The 16,170-nt window shown below is 47.0% G+C and carries 16 protein-coding genes and 1 pseudogene; 6 read left to right on the top strand and 11 right to left on the bottom strand.

All coding sequences use genetic code 11. The features are described from left to right. Positions 1-2 precede the first annotated feature (2 nt). Complete coding sequence (locus tag DN062_RS01870) at positions 3-1,274, bottom strand: ABC transporter substrate-binding protein (RefSeq protein ID WP_112156984.1); 1,272 nt, start codon at positions 1,272-1,274, stop codon at positions 3-5. Positions 1,275-1,412: 138 nt separating this feature from the next. Then, entirely contained in the window at positions 1,413-1,712 is a 300-nt protein-coding gene (locus tag DN062_RS01865; RefSeq protein WP_112156983.1) for an Rdx family protein, read from the bottom strand. Positions 1,713-1,920: 208 nt separating this feature from the next. Here DN062_RS01865 and recC point away from each other — a divergent pair, with 208 nt between their 5' ends. The 6 genes from recC to DN062_RS01835 all read left to right on the top strand — a co-directional run bounded on the left by recC (position 1,921) and on the right by DN062_RS01835 (position 10,452). After that, positions 1,921-5,346: an exodeoxyribonuclease V subunit gamma gene (gene recC, locus DN062_RS01860; RefSeq protein WP_205126623.1), complete on the top strand. Its 3,426-nt coding sequence runs from the start codon at positions 1,921-1,923 to the stop codon at positions 5,344-5,346. A 7-nt stretch (positions 5,347-5,353) separates the two neighbouring features. Beyond that, positions 5,354-6,274, top strand: a complete 921-nt coding sequence (locus DN062_RS01855) for a DMT family transporter (protein WP_112156981.1) — start codon at positions 5,354-5,356, stop codon at positions 6,272-6,274. Between the two features lie 164 nt (positions 6,275-6,438). Further along, complete coding sequence (locus tag DN062_RS01850) at positions 6,439-7,587, top strand: substrate-binding domain-containing protein (protein WP_239995654.1); 1,149 nt, start codon at positions 6,439-6,441, stop codon at positions 7,585-7,587. 69 nt (positions 7,588-7,656) lie between these two features. Next, positions 7,657-8,742, top strand: a complete 1,086-nt coding sequence (locus DN062_RS01845) for an ABC transporter ATP-binding protein (RefSeq protein ID WP_112156977.1) — start codon at positions 7,657-7,659, stop codon at positions 8,740-8,742. Further along, positions 8,735-9,622 (top strand): ABC transporter permease, encoded by an 888-nt coding sequence (locus DN062_RS01840; RefSeq protein ID WP_112156976.1) that lies wholly within the window; start codon positions 8,735-8,737, stop codon positions 9,620-9,622. Before DN062_RS01845 ends, DN062_RS01840 begins: the two co-directional genes overlap by 8 nt. Continuing rightward, entirely contained in the window at positions 9,619-10,452 is an 834-nt protein-coding gene (locus DN062_RS01835) for an ABC transporter permease (RefSeq protein ID WP_112156974.1), read from the top strand. The genes DN062_RS01840 and DN062_RS01835 overlap by 4 nt, the downstream gene beginning before the upstream one ends. Before the next feature lie 44 nt (positions 10,453-10,496). On the opposite strand, the gene DN062_RS01830 is transcribed toward DN062_RS01835, so the two are convergent. From DN062_RS01830 to DN062_RS18640, 9 genes and pseudogenes are all read right to left on the bottom strand, one after another. After that, complete coding sequence (locus DN062_RS01830; RefSeq protein WP_112156973.1) at positions 10,497-11,324, bottom strand: class I SAM-dependent methyltransferase; 828 nt, start codon at positions 11,322-11,324, stop codon at positions 10,497-10,499. Next, complete coding sequence (locus DN062_RS01825) at positions 11,314-12,159, bottom strand: metal-dependent hydrolase (RefSeq protein ID WP_112156971.1); 846 nt, start codon at positions 12,157-12,159, stop codon at positions 11,314-11,316. Before DN062_RS01825 ends, DN062_RS01830 begins: the two co-directional genes overlap by 11 nt. Positions 12,160-12,333: 174 nt before the next feature. After that, complete coding sequence (locus DN062_RS01820; protein WP_112156970.1) at positions 12,334-13,086, bottom strand: SMI1/KNR4 family protein; 753 nt, start codon at positions 13,084-13,086, stop codon at positions 12,334-12,336. A gap of 153 nt (positions 13,087-13,239) precedes the next feature. Next, entirely contained in the window at positions 13,240-13,698 is a 459-nt protein-coding gene (locus DN062_RS01815) for a methyltransferase family protein (protein ID WP_112156968.1), read from the bottom strand. A 35-nt stretch (positions 13,699-13,733) separates the two neighbouring features. Then, positions 13,734-14,102, bottom strand: coding sequence for a DNA glycosylase AlkZ-like family protein (locus tag DN062_RS01810; protein WP_205126622.1), 369 nt, complete (start codon positions 14,100-14,102; stop codon positions 13,734-13,736). A 121-nt stretch (positions 14,103-14,223) separates the two neighbouring features. After that, a complete protein-coding gene (locus DN062_RS01805) occupies positions 14,224-14,466 on the bottom strand; it encodes a hypothetical protein (protein ID WP_239995653.1) in 243 nt (80 codons plus the stop codon). A 78-nt stretch (positions 14,467-14,544) separates the two neighbouring features. Beyond that, a pseudogene (locus DN062_RS01800) lies at positions 14,545-14,661 on the bottom strand (type II toxin-antitoxin system YoeB family toxin); the annotation flags it as partial. A gap of 123 nt (positions 14,662-14,784) precedes the next feature. Then, positions 14,785-15,159 (bottom strand): hypothetical protein, encoded by a 375-nt coding sequence (locus DN062_RS01795; RefSeq protein ID WP_112156964.1) that lies wholly within the window; start codon positions 15,157-15,159, stop codon positions 14,785-14,787. Beyond that, positions 15,156-16,142: a hypothetical protein gene (locus DN062_RS18640; protein WP_164498066.1), complete on the bottom strand. Its 987-nt coding sequence runs from the start codon at positions 16,140-16,142 to the stop codon at positions 15,156-15,158. Before DN062_RS18640 ends, DN062_RS01795 begins: the two co-directional genes overlap by 4 nt. Positions 16,143-16,170 lie beyond the last annotated feature (28 nt).

Here is a 16,170-nt window from a genome sequence, read left to right as displayed (position 1 = left end):
GCTTACCAGCCGCGACGACTCATACGGTTAAGTTGACTTTCTAACTCTTGCACAGCTTTTTCAGCACTTTGCGAGCCAGATAAAACACTGTGAACAGCATTAAAGGTTGCATTGCTTACACGTCCATAGCTGTTTCCGGTCACAGAGGACGGACGCGGCACACCATTCAGGAAGGTTTCATACAGTTCACCAAAGAAAGGAACGAGATCGAGAACCTCGGTATCTTCGTAAAGAGCGGGTAATGTAGGATTATAGGAACCGATAAGTGCGCGACGCTTTTGCTCATCATAACTGGTCAAAAAGCGCACCAGATCAACAGCCAATTCGGCATTTTCCGAGTATTGAGAAACCGCCAGCTGCCATCCCCCTAATGTTCCCGCTGGACGCCCATCTTCACCGCCCTTCGGTAACGCCGTTACGCCGATTTTGCCGCGGATCGGGCTTCCCTCAGATTGTCCTAAAGACCAAGCATAGGGCCAGTTGCGCATAAACAATGCATTACCTGACTGAAACACCCCGCGAGATTCTTCTTCGGCATAGCTTAAAACGCCCGGAGGTGAAATCGTATTCACCCAGCTGGCAGCCATTTCCAATGCGGATATGGCTCCTGGATTGTTGATGGTCACCTTCCCATCTGGATCAACAATCGTGCCGCCGTTATAGCTGTAAATCCACTCAAGCGCATCGCAGGTTAGCCCTTCATACGCACGCCCCTGCCATACAAATCCCCAAAATTGGGCCTGCCCCGCAGCGCGCTCTTGTTCCTGAATATGTTGGGCTGTCTGGGTGAGTTCTTCCCAAGTGCTCGGTATGTCTAACTGGTATTTTTCCAAAAGATCGGAGCGATAATACAATACACCCGCATCGGTAAACCAAGGCATGGCCACCAAACGATTGTCAATTGTGTTATTGGCAATTAGAGATTCAAAATGCTGAGATTCAAGCGACTCAAGATGGGGTTTTAAATCCAACAAATGAGGTGCGAGCAACCCCGGCCAAACGACATCGATCTGAAATACATCAATATCCTTAGATCGAGCCGACAAGAGTTGCTGGTACAAAGATAAACGCTCTGTGGACGAGTTGGGTGTTGAGACCAGCTCAACTTTATGGCCTGTTTTTTCACTCCACAGCTTTGTGCCTTCTTCACAGAGTTGTAACTCAGATCCTACAGCCCCACAAGAGATCGTCAAGGTTGCTGCGTGAACGGCACCGGCGAGTAAGCCAGCTGCAAATAAAGTGATACCAAGCCCTGATGCTTTCTTAATATGCATACCTATACCTTTTATTGTTTTTATAGGAACGTTAACTTAATCGTTTAAGTTATGTTTGCATATTAATCGAAATCAGGATGACTTCAATCGTAAACCCGGCTTAATTTTGACTTAATTTTTTTGCACTGCAGCAAGGTGTTAGCGATCGTTATGACCTAAATCGCGGCTTGGCCAAACTAAATCACGAACACGCTGTTTAAGAACTTTTGCTTCTGGAAAGCCACCATCCGCCTTGCGTTCCCATAGAAGTTGTCCTTGGCAGGTAATCTCAAACACCCCGCCTGTCGCAGGCTCCAGTGTGACGGACGCCAAGTCATCGCTGAAGGTCGATAGCAGCTCTTGCGCTAACCAAGCCGCTCGCAACAACCACTGACACTGAGTGCAATAACGAATGGTAATGCTCGGCTTTTCTGTCACGCTCAGATTGGAGTCTCTCATGGGCAATCTCTTTTAAAATTCCGTCAATGACATAGACTGGATTGAATAGGGCAAATGAAAGCTTAACTGAAGCCTAGATCTGTGTCTCGATTGAATAACACTTTATTGTCCATTTGATTTAACGAATATCTACAACACATCTCCTCACTTTCGTATAAGCAACTGTTACACTTAGGATCTTTGTAACTCGCAAAACAGGCAAGACTCGATGGCAGCAGAGATTGAAACAGGTTTTATGATTGTGCAAAGCAACCGTCTTGAAGCTTTGCGCGAGTTAACCGTTGAATGGTTAAAACGCCACCCTCTGCCACCCTTAGAAAATGAAGTGTTGCTGGTTCAGAGCAATGGTATTGCGCAATGGTTAAAACTCGCACTTGCCGAAGACGAAGCTGACGCTGGTGGAGGCTGTGGCATCGCAACCGCCTTAAACATTAGCTTACCTGCGAGTTATGTCTGGCAAGTCTATCGTTCGGTTTTGGGCGATCTCACCATCAACTCTGCCTATGATAAACAACCCTTAACCTGGCGATTACTCAGACTACTGCCCTCTCTAATGGATAGGCCGGAGTTCGTCCCGCTGGCGCGCTTTTTGAAGGATGATCATCAGCAACGTAAACTCTTTCAACTGGCACAACGCCTTGCCGATCTTTATGACCAGTATCAAGTCTATCGTGCCGATTGGTTAGACGACTGGTCAAAGCATGTTGATTGTATGTCTCAAAAGGGGGACAAGATCCCTCTGCCCGAGGGGCAACTCTGGCAAGCTGAACTTTGGCGACAAATCATTGCGGATATGTCAGAGATAGACCGTGATACCAGCCGTGCGCAAGTGCATCAACGTTTTTTGAAAACGCCCATCACTCCTGATATGGCATTAAACCTTCCTAAACGAGTGGTGGTATTTGGCATCTCGTCATTGCCCAAACAAACAGTACAAGTTCTGGAACGCGTTTCACAGGTAACTCAAGTGTTGCTCTGTGTCTCTAACCCCTGTCAGTATTTTTGGGGAGATATTATTGATCCTGCTCAATCTCGTCGTTTGTTTACCGAAAGCTTTAAACGCCATCCTCTTAAATGGCAAACGGATATCTCCGATGAACATCTTTATCTTCATGCCAACCCCTTGCTCGGATCTTGGGGCAAACAAGGCCGTGACTACATACGGCTTTTAGATGAGTTTGACCAAAAAGACAGTTACGAAGAGCACTTCCAACAGCAAAAATTATCCATCGATTTGTTTGAAGAACCGGGTGAAGACTCACTGCTAAAACAATTGCAGAGTGATATTTTGTCCTTGCGCAGTTTGGAAGAAAGCAAAGCTCGACCCAGATCGATGGATGCATCTGATCAAAGCCTGACCTTTCACGTTGCCCACAGTGCGCAACGTGAGGTTGAAATTCTGCAAGATTATTTATTAGGGCTCTTTGCTCAACACCCTGACCTTCGTCCGCGTGATATTTTGGTCATGGTACCGGATATCAATCAGTACGCACCTCATATACGGGCGGTATTTGGACGAATAGGCTTTGAAGACACGCGCTTCATTCCCTTTACCCTGTCAGACCAAGGACAACGACACCAAGCGCCATTATTAATTGCACTGGAGAGCTTGCTCAACCTTCCGGGTTCGCGCTTCAGTGTCAGTGAAATTCTAGATCTTCTCGATGTCCCTGCCCTTCAGGCCAAGTTTGGCATTACCGCTTTAGATAAGCCGTTACTGCATCATTGGATTGAAGACTCAGGTATCCGCTGGGGATTAGACGCCCATCATCGTGAAAGCTTTGGGCTTCCGCCTGAGCAAGAACAAAACACCTGGCGTTTTGGATTAAAACGCATGTTACTTGGCTACACCTTAGGTCAAGAGGATGCTTGGCAAGACATCGAACCTTATGCAGAAGTCGGCGGTTTAAGCGCAACACTGGCCGGTGCGCTAGTGCGCTTCATCGATAGACTGGATTCGTATTGGCTGCAATTACAAGCCACGTTAACACCGCCACAATGGGTATCGCTCCTGCGCGATCTGTGTCAAGATTTCTTTATTGCTCAAGACAGCCGCGATGAATTGTTGCTCACGCGCATAGAGCTGGGCCTACAAACTTGGCAAGAACACTGTGAACATGCCGCATTTTCGGACCCTTTACCTCTGCACATGGTCCGAGACACAATTTTGGGACAGATAGATCAAACAGGACTCAACCAACGCTTTATGGCTGGCGCTGTCAATTTCGCGACACTCATGCCAATGCGAGCTGTGCCCTTTCGTCATATTTGTTTGCTAGGTATGAATGAAAGTGACTACCCACGCCAAGTGATGCAACCTGATTTTGATTTAATGCCTTTGGACTATCGTGCAGGGGATCGCTCGCGTCGTGAAGATGACCGCTATTTGTTTCTTGAAGCGCTGCTATCCGCGCGGGACGGACTCTATATCAGCTGGGTTGGACGCAATATCAGAGACAATACAGAATTGCCGCCTTCGGTTCTCATTGGGCAGCTCCGTGACCACATCACCACGATCTCAAGTGCTGAACGGCTGCAGCGCGTGACGTTTGAGTACCCCTTACAACCGTTTAGTCTGGCCTATTTTTCAGCGGAGTCGCCTCATAGAACTTATGCTAAGGAGTGGCAAGATATTCACCTTGATCCTTCTATCATGGCATCCGACATCTTTGAGTTGCCACCCTTAAGCACCGATGCACAACAGCCTATTTCACTGGCGCATTTGGGGCAATTGTTGAAGGTCCCTGCACAGGCTTTTTTTGCAGAGCGCTTAGGGGTTATTTTTAATGACCCTGATCCAACGGGCGAAGACCATGAAGCCTTCGCTATTGCAGGGCTCGAAGCTTGGACACAACGACAGCAACTGGTTGAATCGATCTTACATCAGCTGCAAATTGAACCTGAACTCGATATACGCCAGCAACTGCAGCGTGCGGTTATGCAACAACAACGCCGAGGACAGCTTCCGTTAGCGCCCTTTGGACATCTTTATGCTGAAGAGCTCATCGCTCCGTTGGTCACCCCTCTGACCTCTTATCAACAGCGCTCTGCCGAGTTTCCCTTAGCCATTCAGCATTCTGAAAAGGTCCTACTTGAACAAGGTTTACTCCTATTAGACGATAACTTACTTGATATTCGTATCAATTCGGCAGGAGAACGGCGCCGCTTATTAGCTCTTCCCAGCCAAGTTTGGCAGGGCAAAACACTTAAATGGCATCACCTCGCTCGCCAATGGCCTTACCACTTGGCCGCTCAGCTTAAAGGGGAGACCCTAACTGAAATACTTGCGCCCGACACTCAGCTTTTTTTAAAGCCCTTAGATGCTCAAAAGGCGACTGAGCTTTTGCTGCAACTTATGGCAAGTTGGTTTGACAATTTACACTCCCCTCTACCCTTTTCAGCGAAAACCAGTGGGGCGTTTATCAGGCCCACGAAAGAAAACACTGGGCTCAAAGAGGCACATGAGGCGTATCATGGTAACTATCAACTCATGGGTGAAGTGCAGCAGAACCTTGCCCTACAAAGACTTTGGCCTCGTTTCGAGGACTTAGCGCAGGACGGGCGTTTTGTTGAGCTAAGCAACCGCTTGTTTCAGCCGATACTCGATCATCTCATTTTGAATACATTAAAGTAGACACACTATGCATCGTCCTTTAACGCATTGGGGCTTACTCGTTGTTTTAGCTATGATTTGGGGTGTTTCTTTTGCCTTTACATCTGTCGCAGTGAAAGAGCTCAGCCCTGCCACCCTCGTGTTTTTACGCAACCTATTGGCCTGCTCTTTGTTGTTTCCACTTGCATTATTATTACGACGTCAAATGCCTCGTGGTGCTCGGGTTTGGGCGTATATTCTAACCATGTCCCTCATCGGTAATCTAATTCCCTTTTCGTTAATCAGTTGGGGGCAGCAATACATTGACAGTGCTTTAGCGGGTATTTTGATGGCGGTGATGCCCTTGGTCACGATTGTATTGGCTCATTTTTTCATACAGGGTGAAACACTGACACGCGCTAAATTGTTCGGTTTTAGCTTAGGTTTTATTGGTATCTTAGTACTGATCGGCCCCCAAGCAGTTCAACATCTGAGCTTTAATAGCCAGGCATTACTCGGACAGTTTGCCGTCCTGACCGCCGCCATCTGTTATGGTTGCAATACGATCATTGCTCGACGCAAACCCGCTAGCGACCCTTGGTCTACCTCGGCCTCTATACTGGCCATGGGCGCAATGATGACCTTTCCGATTGCCAGCATGACCAGCGGCTTTGGTCATGCTGGAACGCTTTACCCCGGCATTCCCACACTGAGCACGATCGGACAACTTTCAGAAACGGTCTTGATTGCCATCGCGGTGTTAGGGCTTATGTGTACCGCAATCGCTACTGTGATATATATGAAGCTGGTGTACATGGCAGGCCCTAGTTTCGTATCCTTAATCAACTACATGATTCCGGTATGGGCAGTGATTGTTGGTATCGTTTTTATGGGCGAGCAACTTCAGATCAATCACTTTCTTGCGTTGATTTTGATTTTGGTGGGAGTGGGTGTGTCTCAAAGGAAATAGTCCAGATTGGCGGCTGCGTTATCTTTAGTCACCGCCGCCGTGATTTCCGTCACCATCATGGCGGCGACTGCTGCCCATCTAAAAGTTCTTGTTGCGCGTTTATTTTTCGTTTATGTTCGTAATTTCATAAATATTTCACTTTTGTGGAATATGGTCTAACCTTGATGAACATCCAACTTTTTAAACATCAGGAATACGCCATGACCGTCTCACGTCGCCAATTTTTGAAAGGAGCTGCTGCGGCTGGAACACTTGCCGTCAGTCCATTTTTTGTTAACAGTACACTGGCCTCCAGCCGTCAACTCCGAATTTATGCCTGGGCGGGGTACATCACGGATGAAATGCTGGCGGACTTCAAAGCCAAAACCGGTATTAATGCCACCTTCACACCCTACGGTACCAATGATGAGCTGATGAATTCGCTGCGTGCAACCGACGGCAGCGGCTTCGATATTATTATGCCGACCGTCGACCGTGTGCCGGGCTATGTTGAGTTTGATCTGGTACAACCGCTAGATACCAGCCGCATCAACTGGGACGGTGCCTTGGAGAGTTCGATAGAAGGCTCTGAAGTGGGCGGAATTGTGGATGGTAAGCGTTACTTTGCACCCTCAGACTGGGGTACAGAAGCCATCTGCTACAACAAAGAACTGGCCAAAGTAGACCGTAACAACCTCAGTTATGGTGACTTGTGGCTTCCCGAGCATGCGGATGGTGTAACGGTGCGTGGCCATTCGGCTCTGGTCGGCATAGGCCTGTGGCTGGAAAAAGCAGGCAAACTGCCCTTCCCGCTGCTGGACTCCTATAAGAATGAGCAGGCCATGCGCGCTAACTTTGATGTCATTCTGAAAGTGGCCACCGAGCACAAGCACATGATTGCCCAGTTCTGGTCCACTGAAAATGAAGCGCAGGGAGCCTTCTTGGCAAATGGCGCGATCATCGGACAAACTTGGGACAGCACAGCATTCAACCTGATTAAAGAAGGTGAGCCCATGGCCTATGCGGCCCCCAAAGAGGGTGCCATGGCCTGGATGGAAGGCTTTGTTATTCCGAAAAACGCGAACAATGTTGACGCGGTGTACGAGTTTATTAACTGGTATTACACCCCTGAAGCCGGTGCCATGTTTGTAAAAGCAACTGGTTACAACTCCACCTCTAAAGGGGCCGCAGAGCTGTTACCAGAAGAAACCAAACAGTTCTTCATTGATTCTTACACAGAAGAAGATCTTAAAAATCTGTGGTGGTGGCCCATTCAAGAACCTTGGTATGTTGCACTGCGCAACGAATATCAGGACCGTTACCTGTCTGCCTGATTTGCTTAAAATTCCTTTAGCATGGCCCTGATTTCAGGGTCATGCTTCACCGACGCTATGTGAGACGTTATGGATAGTAGTGTTCACCTTGATCATGTCATGATGAAATTCGACGATTTTGTCGCCGTTCAACAAACCGATTTAAAAATAGAATCGGGTGAATTCTTCAGCTTTCTTGGTCCTTCCGGATGCGGCAAAACTACCTTGCTAAATATTATTAGCGGCTTCATTGAGCCCACTGAGGGAACTGTCCATATCGGTGGTCAAGATATGCGGCGAGTCCCCGCCAACAAGCGGCCAACCTCAATGATCTTTCAGAATTTAGCACTCTTTCCGCTAATGACCGTTGCAGAGAACATTGAGTTTGGTCTTGAGGTTCGTGGTGTCCGCAAAGCCGAACGTCGCAAGGTATCCGAGCGTCTGCTCAATCTGGTGGCGCTGCCTGAGTGTCGAGATAAACGTATCAGTGACCTCTCGGGTGGGCAAAAACAACGTATTGCCATCGCACGAGCTCTGGCGGTTGAGCCACGTGTTTTGCTCCTGGATGAGCCGCTCTCCGCACTGGATCTAAAGCTGCGCCAACATATGCGGACAGAACTGAAAGACATTCAGCGTAAAACTGGAATCACCTTTATCTATATTACCCATGACCAGGGTGAAGCGCTAACCATGTCAGACCGAGTGGCCGTCATGTCGGCGGGCAAGCTGCAACAGGTTGCCGACCCAATGACACTTTACCGCGCTCCAGCAACCCCTTTTGTCGCTTCCTTTGTTGGAGAGAATAATCGCATTGAAGGTAAGGTCGTGGCGATTGATGGCACTCAGGTCACCTTGGATTGTGGCGATCTAGGCCGATTAAGTGGACACACACAGGATTCACTGAATCTTGGTGATTCGGCCCTGCTGTTTATTCGTCCAGAGTTACTGACTCGCCGAACCTCCATGAGTGACAACTGTTTTATGGCTCAAATTCGGGAGCTGAATTTTGAGGGCGCATACTTAATGATAGAAGCAACCCCTCTGAAAAGTCAGCAACGCCTACGTATTCAACTCTTGAGTGATTTAAACCTAGATGATGTCGCCACCGGAAACCTGATCATTTTTGGCTTCGCCGCCGAAGATGCCATGATCATGTCAGGGGCACGCGATGTTTAAGCAGCTATCCGAACGCTTTGGCCCCTGGGTCTCTATTGGCATTTTCTTGCTGATGTTTCTGTGGCTGGTGATGCTTGTGATTTTGCCGCAGATCCTGATGATTGATTATTCACTGAGGCCAAACCTTCCTCCCAGCCAGATAGGTGGCCCGGACGATCAGTACACCCTCAAGAACTACGCGACACTGGCCAATAACGCCATTCATCAGAGTATTTTCTTTAAGACTATCTGGTCCAGCGTGCTCGTTACCTTCTGTACGCTGCTGCTCTGCTATCCGCTGGCCTATTACTTGGCTAAGGTTGCCACTCCCCGGCAGGCAGCCCTATGCGTACTACTGCTCATTATTCCCTTCTGGATTAACGAGATACTGCGCACTTTTTCTTGGTTTATCATCCTCTCTTACCGAGGACCGTTGAATGCCTTGCTGCTCAGCCTGGGCTTTATTGATCGACCGATTCGGTTTTTGTCAGGCGACGGTGGTGTCATTGTCGGGATGGTCTATGCCTATATCCTGTTCATGATTTTTCCACTGTACAACGCCATCGAAAGCCTCGATAGCAACCAGATCAAGGCGGCTCGAAATCTGGGATCTGGCTGGATACGCACCCACTATCGCATCATAATTCCGCATGCAAAGCCCGGTATTGCCACCGGCTGTATCATGGTGTTCATGCTCTCTGCCGGAAGTTATGCCGTCCCTGCCCTGCTGGGATCTCCGGGCAGCCGCTGGTTTACACAGATTATCTACAACTGGTTTTTCGAGGGCGGTGACTGGAATCAGGGGGCGGCCTATGCCTTTATTCTGCTGTTACTCTGCATCGGTTTTATTGTGCTGATGATGCGTCTGTTTAAAGTAGGTCTGGGAGATATTGCCAGATGAGTTCACATAGCATCTTGAAATGGGGCATACGCTTTTACATTACCCTGTTCTTTCTGTATCTGTTTACGCCACTGATTATCATGTCAGCCGCAACCTTCAACGACAGCCGTTTTCCAACCATCTCGCCCTGGCGAGGTACCACATTCAAGTGGTTTGAGGAGTTATGGAATGACTCCGGTATGTGGCAGGCACTGGGTAACAGTGCCATTATCGCCGCTGGCGTGTTGGTGATCGCCGTGCCGATCGGCGTGGCTTGTGCGCTGTTTCTTTCGACCTACCGTGGTAACGGCAAAAACTTCCTCTACGGGCTGATGCTGTCACCGCTGCTGACACCTGGTGTCATTATTGGTATCTCCACACTGATCTTTTGGCGCAGCTTAGGTGTGAGTGGTGGGATTTTTCTAACCATGATTGCACAGACAACGTTTATTGCCGCCTATGTCATGCTGATGATACTGGCACGCCTGCAACGCTTTGACCGAACACTGGAGAATGCCGCCTTCAGCCTAGGGGCTTCGCACTTTCAGGTCTTCCGTCGCATACTCCTGCCCTACTTGATGCCTGCCATCCTGTCGGCGGCTGTCATTGCCTTTCTGCAATCCTTCGAAAACTACAATACCACGCTGTTTGTGAAGGGCCATGACACCACACTGACTATTTATATTGCCTCAAAGGTACGTACGGGGCTGACACCTGCAGTGAACGCATTGGGGCTAATTTTAATCCTGATCACCATTCTGTTTGCCGCCGCCTATGAATTAAAGCGCCGACATGAAGCGCGGCAAAGTCAAATTAACCCAGAAACAGACTCTGAACCGATAAGCAGGTAGATAATCGAAAAACTGACAACACAAGGCATAGCGAATACCTATGATTAGGTATTGCGCTGATACACTCGACATAAATACTGCACCGAGCCATTTGACAAACCTTTATACAGTGGGGTGCCGGGCATTGCGGCAAACTGCTTTATGACCCCCTGTCCAACAGAGATTCGATCTATGGCCTGTTGCTTTCGCTCAGACGCTGCGTCAAGTGCACGCACCACGCCTTCATTAATAAGTTCACTATGAACAAGTGTTAGCTGCGGATGTTGAAACGCCTTTTCGGTCGTTGCCAACATCTCTTTACCGCGAATATCAACCCAAGCAAGATATCCATCTGGTTTCAAAACGCGTACCACTTCGGAAACGAACGCAGCCATGTTGCCATAACAATGAGAGGACTCAACATTCAATACGACATCAAAGGAGTCAGAATCGAATGGCATCTGTTCTGCATCACCCTGCAAGAAACTGAGCCCTGGTATGTCACGATGCAAACGTTTACTTAATTCGATTGCACGACTTGAAAAGTCCATGCCTACCATCGAACGAGGGTGATGATAGCGTGCAATATAGGATGCACCGCCACCTCTGCCTGAACCCACCTCTACAACGCATTTTCCAGACAACTCTACGCACTGAGCTAAATGATGATAGAGACCAATAAATGCTCTATCAGGCTCATCTTTACTATCCAGCGGAAAAACTGACTGCTTTGCTGATGGTAACCAACCGTAATTCATAAAGGTCCACTGGTCATCCTTCCAGCGCCAAGCCATTAGGTTATACCAACTGCGCCATACAAATTTCTGCAGCCACTGAGGTGCAGTGCCTTGATTGATAGCGCTTAAAAAGCGTTTTAAAAGCTTAGTCGACATGCTTAGGTTCTACATTCATCATATTATTTAGCTCCTGTCGTCCTTGGCGCATTAACTTACCATCATCACCTTTCCAAGGATGAAAAAAAGGAGAATAAAACCGTAAATAGTGAAAAATCACTCGACGATAATATCCAGGGTTACCAAATAAGGACCAAGCAGATTTTAACCACATTTTGGGCCCTTTTGATTCGCCTCGATGAGTCAGCATTTCATTAAAATTGATTAACAACATTCTATGTATGTCGATCGTCACAGCAAAGAGCGCACCAACTCTTAACATATAGCGTTTCCATGGAGATAGGTTCCGCGTCACCAGTTGATAGACATCAAAGGCAACGGCCTTATGCTCCATTTCTTCAAGTGCGTGCCAAGTCCATAAATCTCGATAAACAGGCGTTACCTTCGCTAATACTTTCGGATCTTTCAAAATCAAATAGGATAAGGTAGCCGTCAAGTGTTCAATCGCAACAGTAAACGCAAGTTGCACAATGGGAGATTTAACCCTTCCAAGCGCTTTTATAACTCGTGCTTCCATTTTTTCCACGTCATAACCATAGGAAGCTAACTGAGCATTGTATGCCTCATGTTCTCTTGTATGAAACGCTTCTTGAATACAAAAGCGGCGAACTTCTTCTCGAAAATCGGGGTCTTCAATTTTATCAAGATAATGCTTAACAGATTTGATAAAAAAGCGCTCACCTGCTGGGAAAAGCACAGACAAAGCATCACAATAAGATGTTCTCAGGGGATCCCCCTCAAACCAATCATGCTGCTTAACATCCTGGATCGGAAAGTGAATATTTCTAATAAATATAGGACTTTCAATACTCATACCAACCCACCCAATCGATTTAAATTAGCCAACCCTGTAGCATAAATACTATTAATCCCTTGGTATTAAAACACAAACACTAAACGAACCCAGTATAAACAGGCTAGCTGTCCAAATCTAGAACAAACCTGACGCTAAGCTCTAGCCTTTCGCTAAGGAAGGTGTTTTTCATCATTATTCATTTGTATCCGGCTGACAAACCAACCCCAAGCCTTCAAGGCAAGCAATCGCTCTTTCCAACGCTTTGGTGTTCGCTTCAGCATCATGAGTCAGCCATGCTGTCGCATGCGAGTCATACGCAGTAAGAACGACCTTACCTTGAAAATCAGAAACAAAGATCTCAAGCAATGGATATTCTTCGTCAGTTTGTATGTGATCATGAATACCAAGGCCTTCTAGCGCTTTTGCTACCGTTTCGAATTGTCCGGGACCTACAAACTTGAAACTTCGGCGTTGTTGCCATGATTCAAAGCAATCGAATGTGATGGGATCAGTTAATTGACCCGATTTACAAAGCCAGTCCACAGCCGCAGGAAAACCATTTCCCGCCACAAAGACAGTGTCATGATAACGCGGTAAAACAAACAGGCGATTGGGTTGCGCCGGATGGAAAATCAACTCATCACCCTGCACTGTATCGGCAATAATAAATGACTCGACTATCTGTTCCTTAGTAAGAACCTCATGTCCCTTGTCCCAAAAGAAATACTGTTTCCAACGATCTTGGAATTCACGATGCTCCTCAACAATCCGAGAAGGCAAATAAACACGAACGAAATTCGAGTAGCTCCCCTCGCCCAATCGTGTAACGAAATCAGAGTAACCATCGGGAAACTTGAAGCCGAGCGTTTCCTCGGCACTCGCGACTTGTTCAGGCGTCACAGTATTCAAGCGACTCGTTACCAAATAAACATGTCCAAAAGCCATCGAAAAAATTCCTCTGAATTAAGGAGCCATCGTATGGCTCCAGTGATAACTCCACCGACTGCATCTGTTTAAGCATTTATACTCGTTATGCAGAACATGGCTGCTAGCTTAGGTATGCAGGAACAAAATTGTTGACTGAACGATCATTCGAGCTCAAAGCCAGCGCCTAACGGACTTGCAGTAATCAAGAAACTGCTGACCGAAAAGCTTCTCGAGTGCACGCTCCTCAGGTTTGATTTGGAAACAATTCATATAAGCAACAAATGCTGGAAGCAAAAAAGCAGATGCCCAATTAGCAAGGTATACACACAACCCCAGCAGTGCAATAAAGAAACGTAGATACATAGGATTACGACTGAAGCGATAGATACCAGTTACTATAAGCGAGGAAGACTTCTCTGGTGTAAAGGGGTTTACGGTGGTCTTCTGTTGGCGAAACGAATACACACCAGCAAGAGCAACTAACGCGCCAATAAGCACCAAAGTCGCGGTAATACCTATCCTCGCAGGGACGGGCACTGCAGTTGGAGCAACATATGTCAGAAATATCATACCGATAGCGAAAAGGACGGCAAGAGCAACAGGCGGAATAGCAAGTTCAAGAGAGCGCATATGATTTCCTGTATGGGTTAACACCCGCATTTATACTATAAAAGACTATCAGAATGGGTCTGGCCACTTTTAATAGCATGTTTGTAATGTAAGGAAAAACGAAAATCGGCCATAGGCAAAAATGCAGCAGCATGTGCCCAATACTCGAAAATATCGCCATCAAGCAACCTTTTGTTAGTCATCGCGGGGGCGAACCCAGGAACCCTAGAGTGAAAAACATGATGATGTGCTCGCTCCACCACCGAAATAGTATCGACTTGCACATAACCGAGATGGTTAATCGCTTTCCGTGCTCCCGACAAGCCACGTCCAAAGGGCTGAGCGTGCAGCAACCCTTGAGCAGCCAAAGCTAAACAACGTAAACGCGCCAATTCTTGTGGACCTTCAACTCCAATCGTGGCCATGCCAGCCTCTCTCCTATTTAAACTTTATCCCGTGGGGAGAAGCTCGCTCTCGCTAAAAAACCTCTAAGAAAGAGATACCCGTTTTCTTCGTACTCTTTAATAACAAACTTAGTTAACAAGTCTACCCGCCCCACCAATGTCCAACCTTAAGAATACCGCGCCAAAGCCCTCCAAGAATAGATGGAAATAGTTGCGGAAACAGTAATGCCATTATGGCAAAGACGATAATACAGGCGAACAAGTAAGTACTGCTGACAAACCCGCCCCAATATGCCAACTCTTTGTTGACACCAAGCCAAATGAAAGCCGCTGTGGGGACAGAGAAAAATAAAGATGCAAAAAGGCTGATCAATCTTGATTCCATTGGCCCACCTTGGCTGTGATTCCTTGCCATATTCAGACACTACCAATTAACAAGGTTTAAGTTCATAGGAGTTATGCATTATTCGTAGTGACTCCAGAGACTTAAAACTTTCACCACTCGTTCGTCCTCAAGCACTTGGTAGACCAAACGATGTTGAATGTTGATGCCGCGTGAATAAGCACCTGCAAGATCACCAAATTGAGGAGCCATCGTATGGCTCCAGTGATAACTCTACCGACTGCATCTGTTCAAGCATTTATGCAAGCTATACAGAACATGGCTGCTAGCCTAGCCTATTACAGAACACCCAAGCAGAGGTTATTCGGTAATACCGAGAGCGCTCAGTACGACTAAAATCAATAATATAAACGCGGGACCCATGGTACAAATCCATACCATACGAGCAAACACACGATCAAAGCGGGTTGTGTGTTTAAACAGTAAGTCATGGTTTGCATATAAACTGCTCAGAGGTGAGGCCTCTAAGCGAGTTCTTATCCATTTTGGAGTTGAAAACACACCCGCCACATTAAAAATGTCATAGCCGCTATATAACTCCATTCCAAGTGCACGCTTTGTATCAGGGTTTTTTCTGAGCTTACGTACTGTAACTTGACCGAAGATTACAAATAGAATCAATCCGACAAACATAATCGAAAAAGAAAATGCACCTATCATTGAACTAGTTGTCATTTTATTCTCAAGGTTCTTAATAGTGAGTCATACCAATGACCAGCATTATTTTTAACCCAGTAGTTCGTACCCAAGGAAGCTGCGGCAGCGGTACTTGCCACAGCTGCACCGCCAACAACCAGCCCAACCCAGCCAACGGGAGTCGCAACCATCAGAAATCCGATACCTAATACACCAGCTTTTGCGACGCCAGAGCCAACGACTGCACTTGCAGCAAAACTACTCGACTCAATAAATAGATCACGCTCCCACTCACCGCCCGCTTCGTAACTGTTGTGTATATGGCCAACCCTGCTGGTAAAGTCGATGACAGTCAGTCCATTTCCAAGAAACTTGGCATACTGAGTAAATCGAACTAAGTTATCCGCCTCAATTCGTGAGTTCAAATTAAGACTTGCGACATTGCGGCTGCTTCGCGCAATATTCGTTCCGCGTGTTGAACTCGTTAAAGGCGTACCTCGCCGACCTGCTCGGGAGCGTGAATTGACTTTACTGATCTCATGGCGGTAGCTAACCTGCATCCGAGCAAAGCTACGTTCGGCACGATGTTTTGCAGCCATTTTGGACAGAGGGGTTGCACCTGAGCGCATAGTATCTCGATACGTTAACAGGGCGTCCTGATACTCTTTGACGGCTTGACCAAACTCACCCATTCGACTCACGTAAACATTTGTTGAAGCACCAATCAAACCAATATTGTATTCATTTAGCCTATTCGAAACATCGGCAATCGCCAGTATGTTCTTTTCACCATAGGACAAACTAAGGTTTGTTAACTCTCTTGATACATTCGGCGCGGACAGACATGAGAGGATATGCTGATCTTGTGGGGTAAAATCTTCACAAGCCGCATAGGGAGTAAAACGTGCAAGAGTTTCAGGCTGAGTGCCCTGTCTAGCGTAGAGGAGGTTACTTTCAATCCCACAAGTGTTGCTTAAAATATCACCACGTAAAGATTGATTACATAAAATAATATTGGTCATTTATACATCCTTATAAATAAGCTTACCT

Origin of the sequence: Nitrincola tibetensis, from assembly GCF_003284585.1 — a bacterium.
GTDB classification, from domain to species: Bacteria; Pseudomonadota; Gammaproteobacteria; order Pseudomonadales; family Balneatricaceae; genus Nitrincola; species Nitrincola tibetensis.
Note: the sequence above shows the minus strand (reverse complement) of the source record. Positions and strands in the feature narration are given on the sequence as shown.

What these genes read in the sequence shown, in the direction of transcription:
- recC (WP_205126623.1), top strand. Translation starts at nt 1,921, where the DNA reads ATGGCAGCAGAGATTGAAACAGGTTTTATGATTGTGCAAAGCAACCGT.
- DN062_RS01835 (WP_112156974.1), top strand. Translation starts at nt 9,619, where the DNA reads ATGAGTTCACATAGCATCTTGAAATGGGGCATACGCTTTTACATTACC.
- DN062_RS01840 (WP_112156976.1), top strand. Translation starts at nt 8,735, where the DNA reads ATGTTTAAGCAGCTATCCGAACGCTTTGGCCCCTGGGTCTCTATTGGC.
- DN062_RS01855 (WP_112156981.1), top strand. Translation starts at nt 5,354, where the DNA reads ATGCATCGTCCTTTAACGCATTGGGGCTTACTCGTTGTTTTAGCTATG.
- DN062_RS01815 (WP_112156968.1), bottom strand. Translation starts at nt 13,698, where the DNA reads ATGCGCTCTCTTGAACTTGCTATTCCGCCTGTTGCTCTTGCCGTCCTT.
- DN062_RS01805 (WP_239995653.1), bottom strand. Translation starts at nt 14,466, where the DNA reads ATGGAATCAAGATTGATCAGCCTTTTTGCATCTTTATTTTTCTCTGTC.
- DN062_RS01795 (WP_112156964.1), bottom strand. Translation starts at nt 15,159, where the DNA reads ATGACAACTAGTTCAATGATAGGTGCATTTTCTTTTTCGATTATGTTT.
- DN062_RS18640 (WP_164498066.1), bottom strand. Translation starts at nt 16,142, where the DNA reads ATGACCAATATTATTTTATGTAATCAATCTTTACGTGGTGATATTTTA.
- DN062_RS01845 (WP_112156977.1), top strand. Translation starts at nt 7,657, where the DNA reads ATGGATAGTAGTGTTCACCTTGATCATGTCATGATGAAATTCGACGAT.
- DN062_RS01870 (WP_112156984.1), bottom strand. Translation starts at nt 1,274, where the DNA reads ATGCATATTAAGAAAGCATCAGGGCTTGGTATCACTTTATTTGCAGCT.
- DN062_RS01865 (WP_112156983.1), bottom strand. Translation starts at nt 1,712, where the DNA reads ATGAGAGACTCCAATCTGAGCGTGACAGAAAAGCCGAGCATTACCATT.
- DN062_RS01825 (WP_112156971.1), bottom strand. Translation starts at nt 12,159, where the DNA reads ATGAGTATTGAAAGTCCTATATTTATTAGAAATATTCACTTTCCGATC.
- DN062_RS01830 (WP_112156973.1), bottom strand. Translation starts at nt 11,324, where the DNA reads ATGTCGACTAAGCTTTTAAAACGCTTTTTAAGCGCTATCAATCAAGGC.
- DN062_RS01820 (WP_112156970.1), bottom strand. Translation starts at nt 13,086, where the DNA reads ATGGCTTTTGGACATGTTTATTTGGTAACGAGTCGCTTGAATACTGTG.
- DN062_RS01850 (WP_239995654.1), top strand. Translation starts at nt 6,439, where the DNA reads ATGAACATCCAACTTTTTAAACATCAGGAATACGCCATGACCGTCTCA.
- DN062_RS01810 (WP_205126622.1), bottom strand. Translation starts at nt 14,102, where the DNA reads ATGGCCACGATTGGAGTTGAAGGTCCACAAGAATTGGCGCGTTTACGT.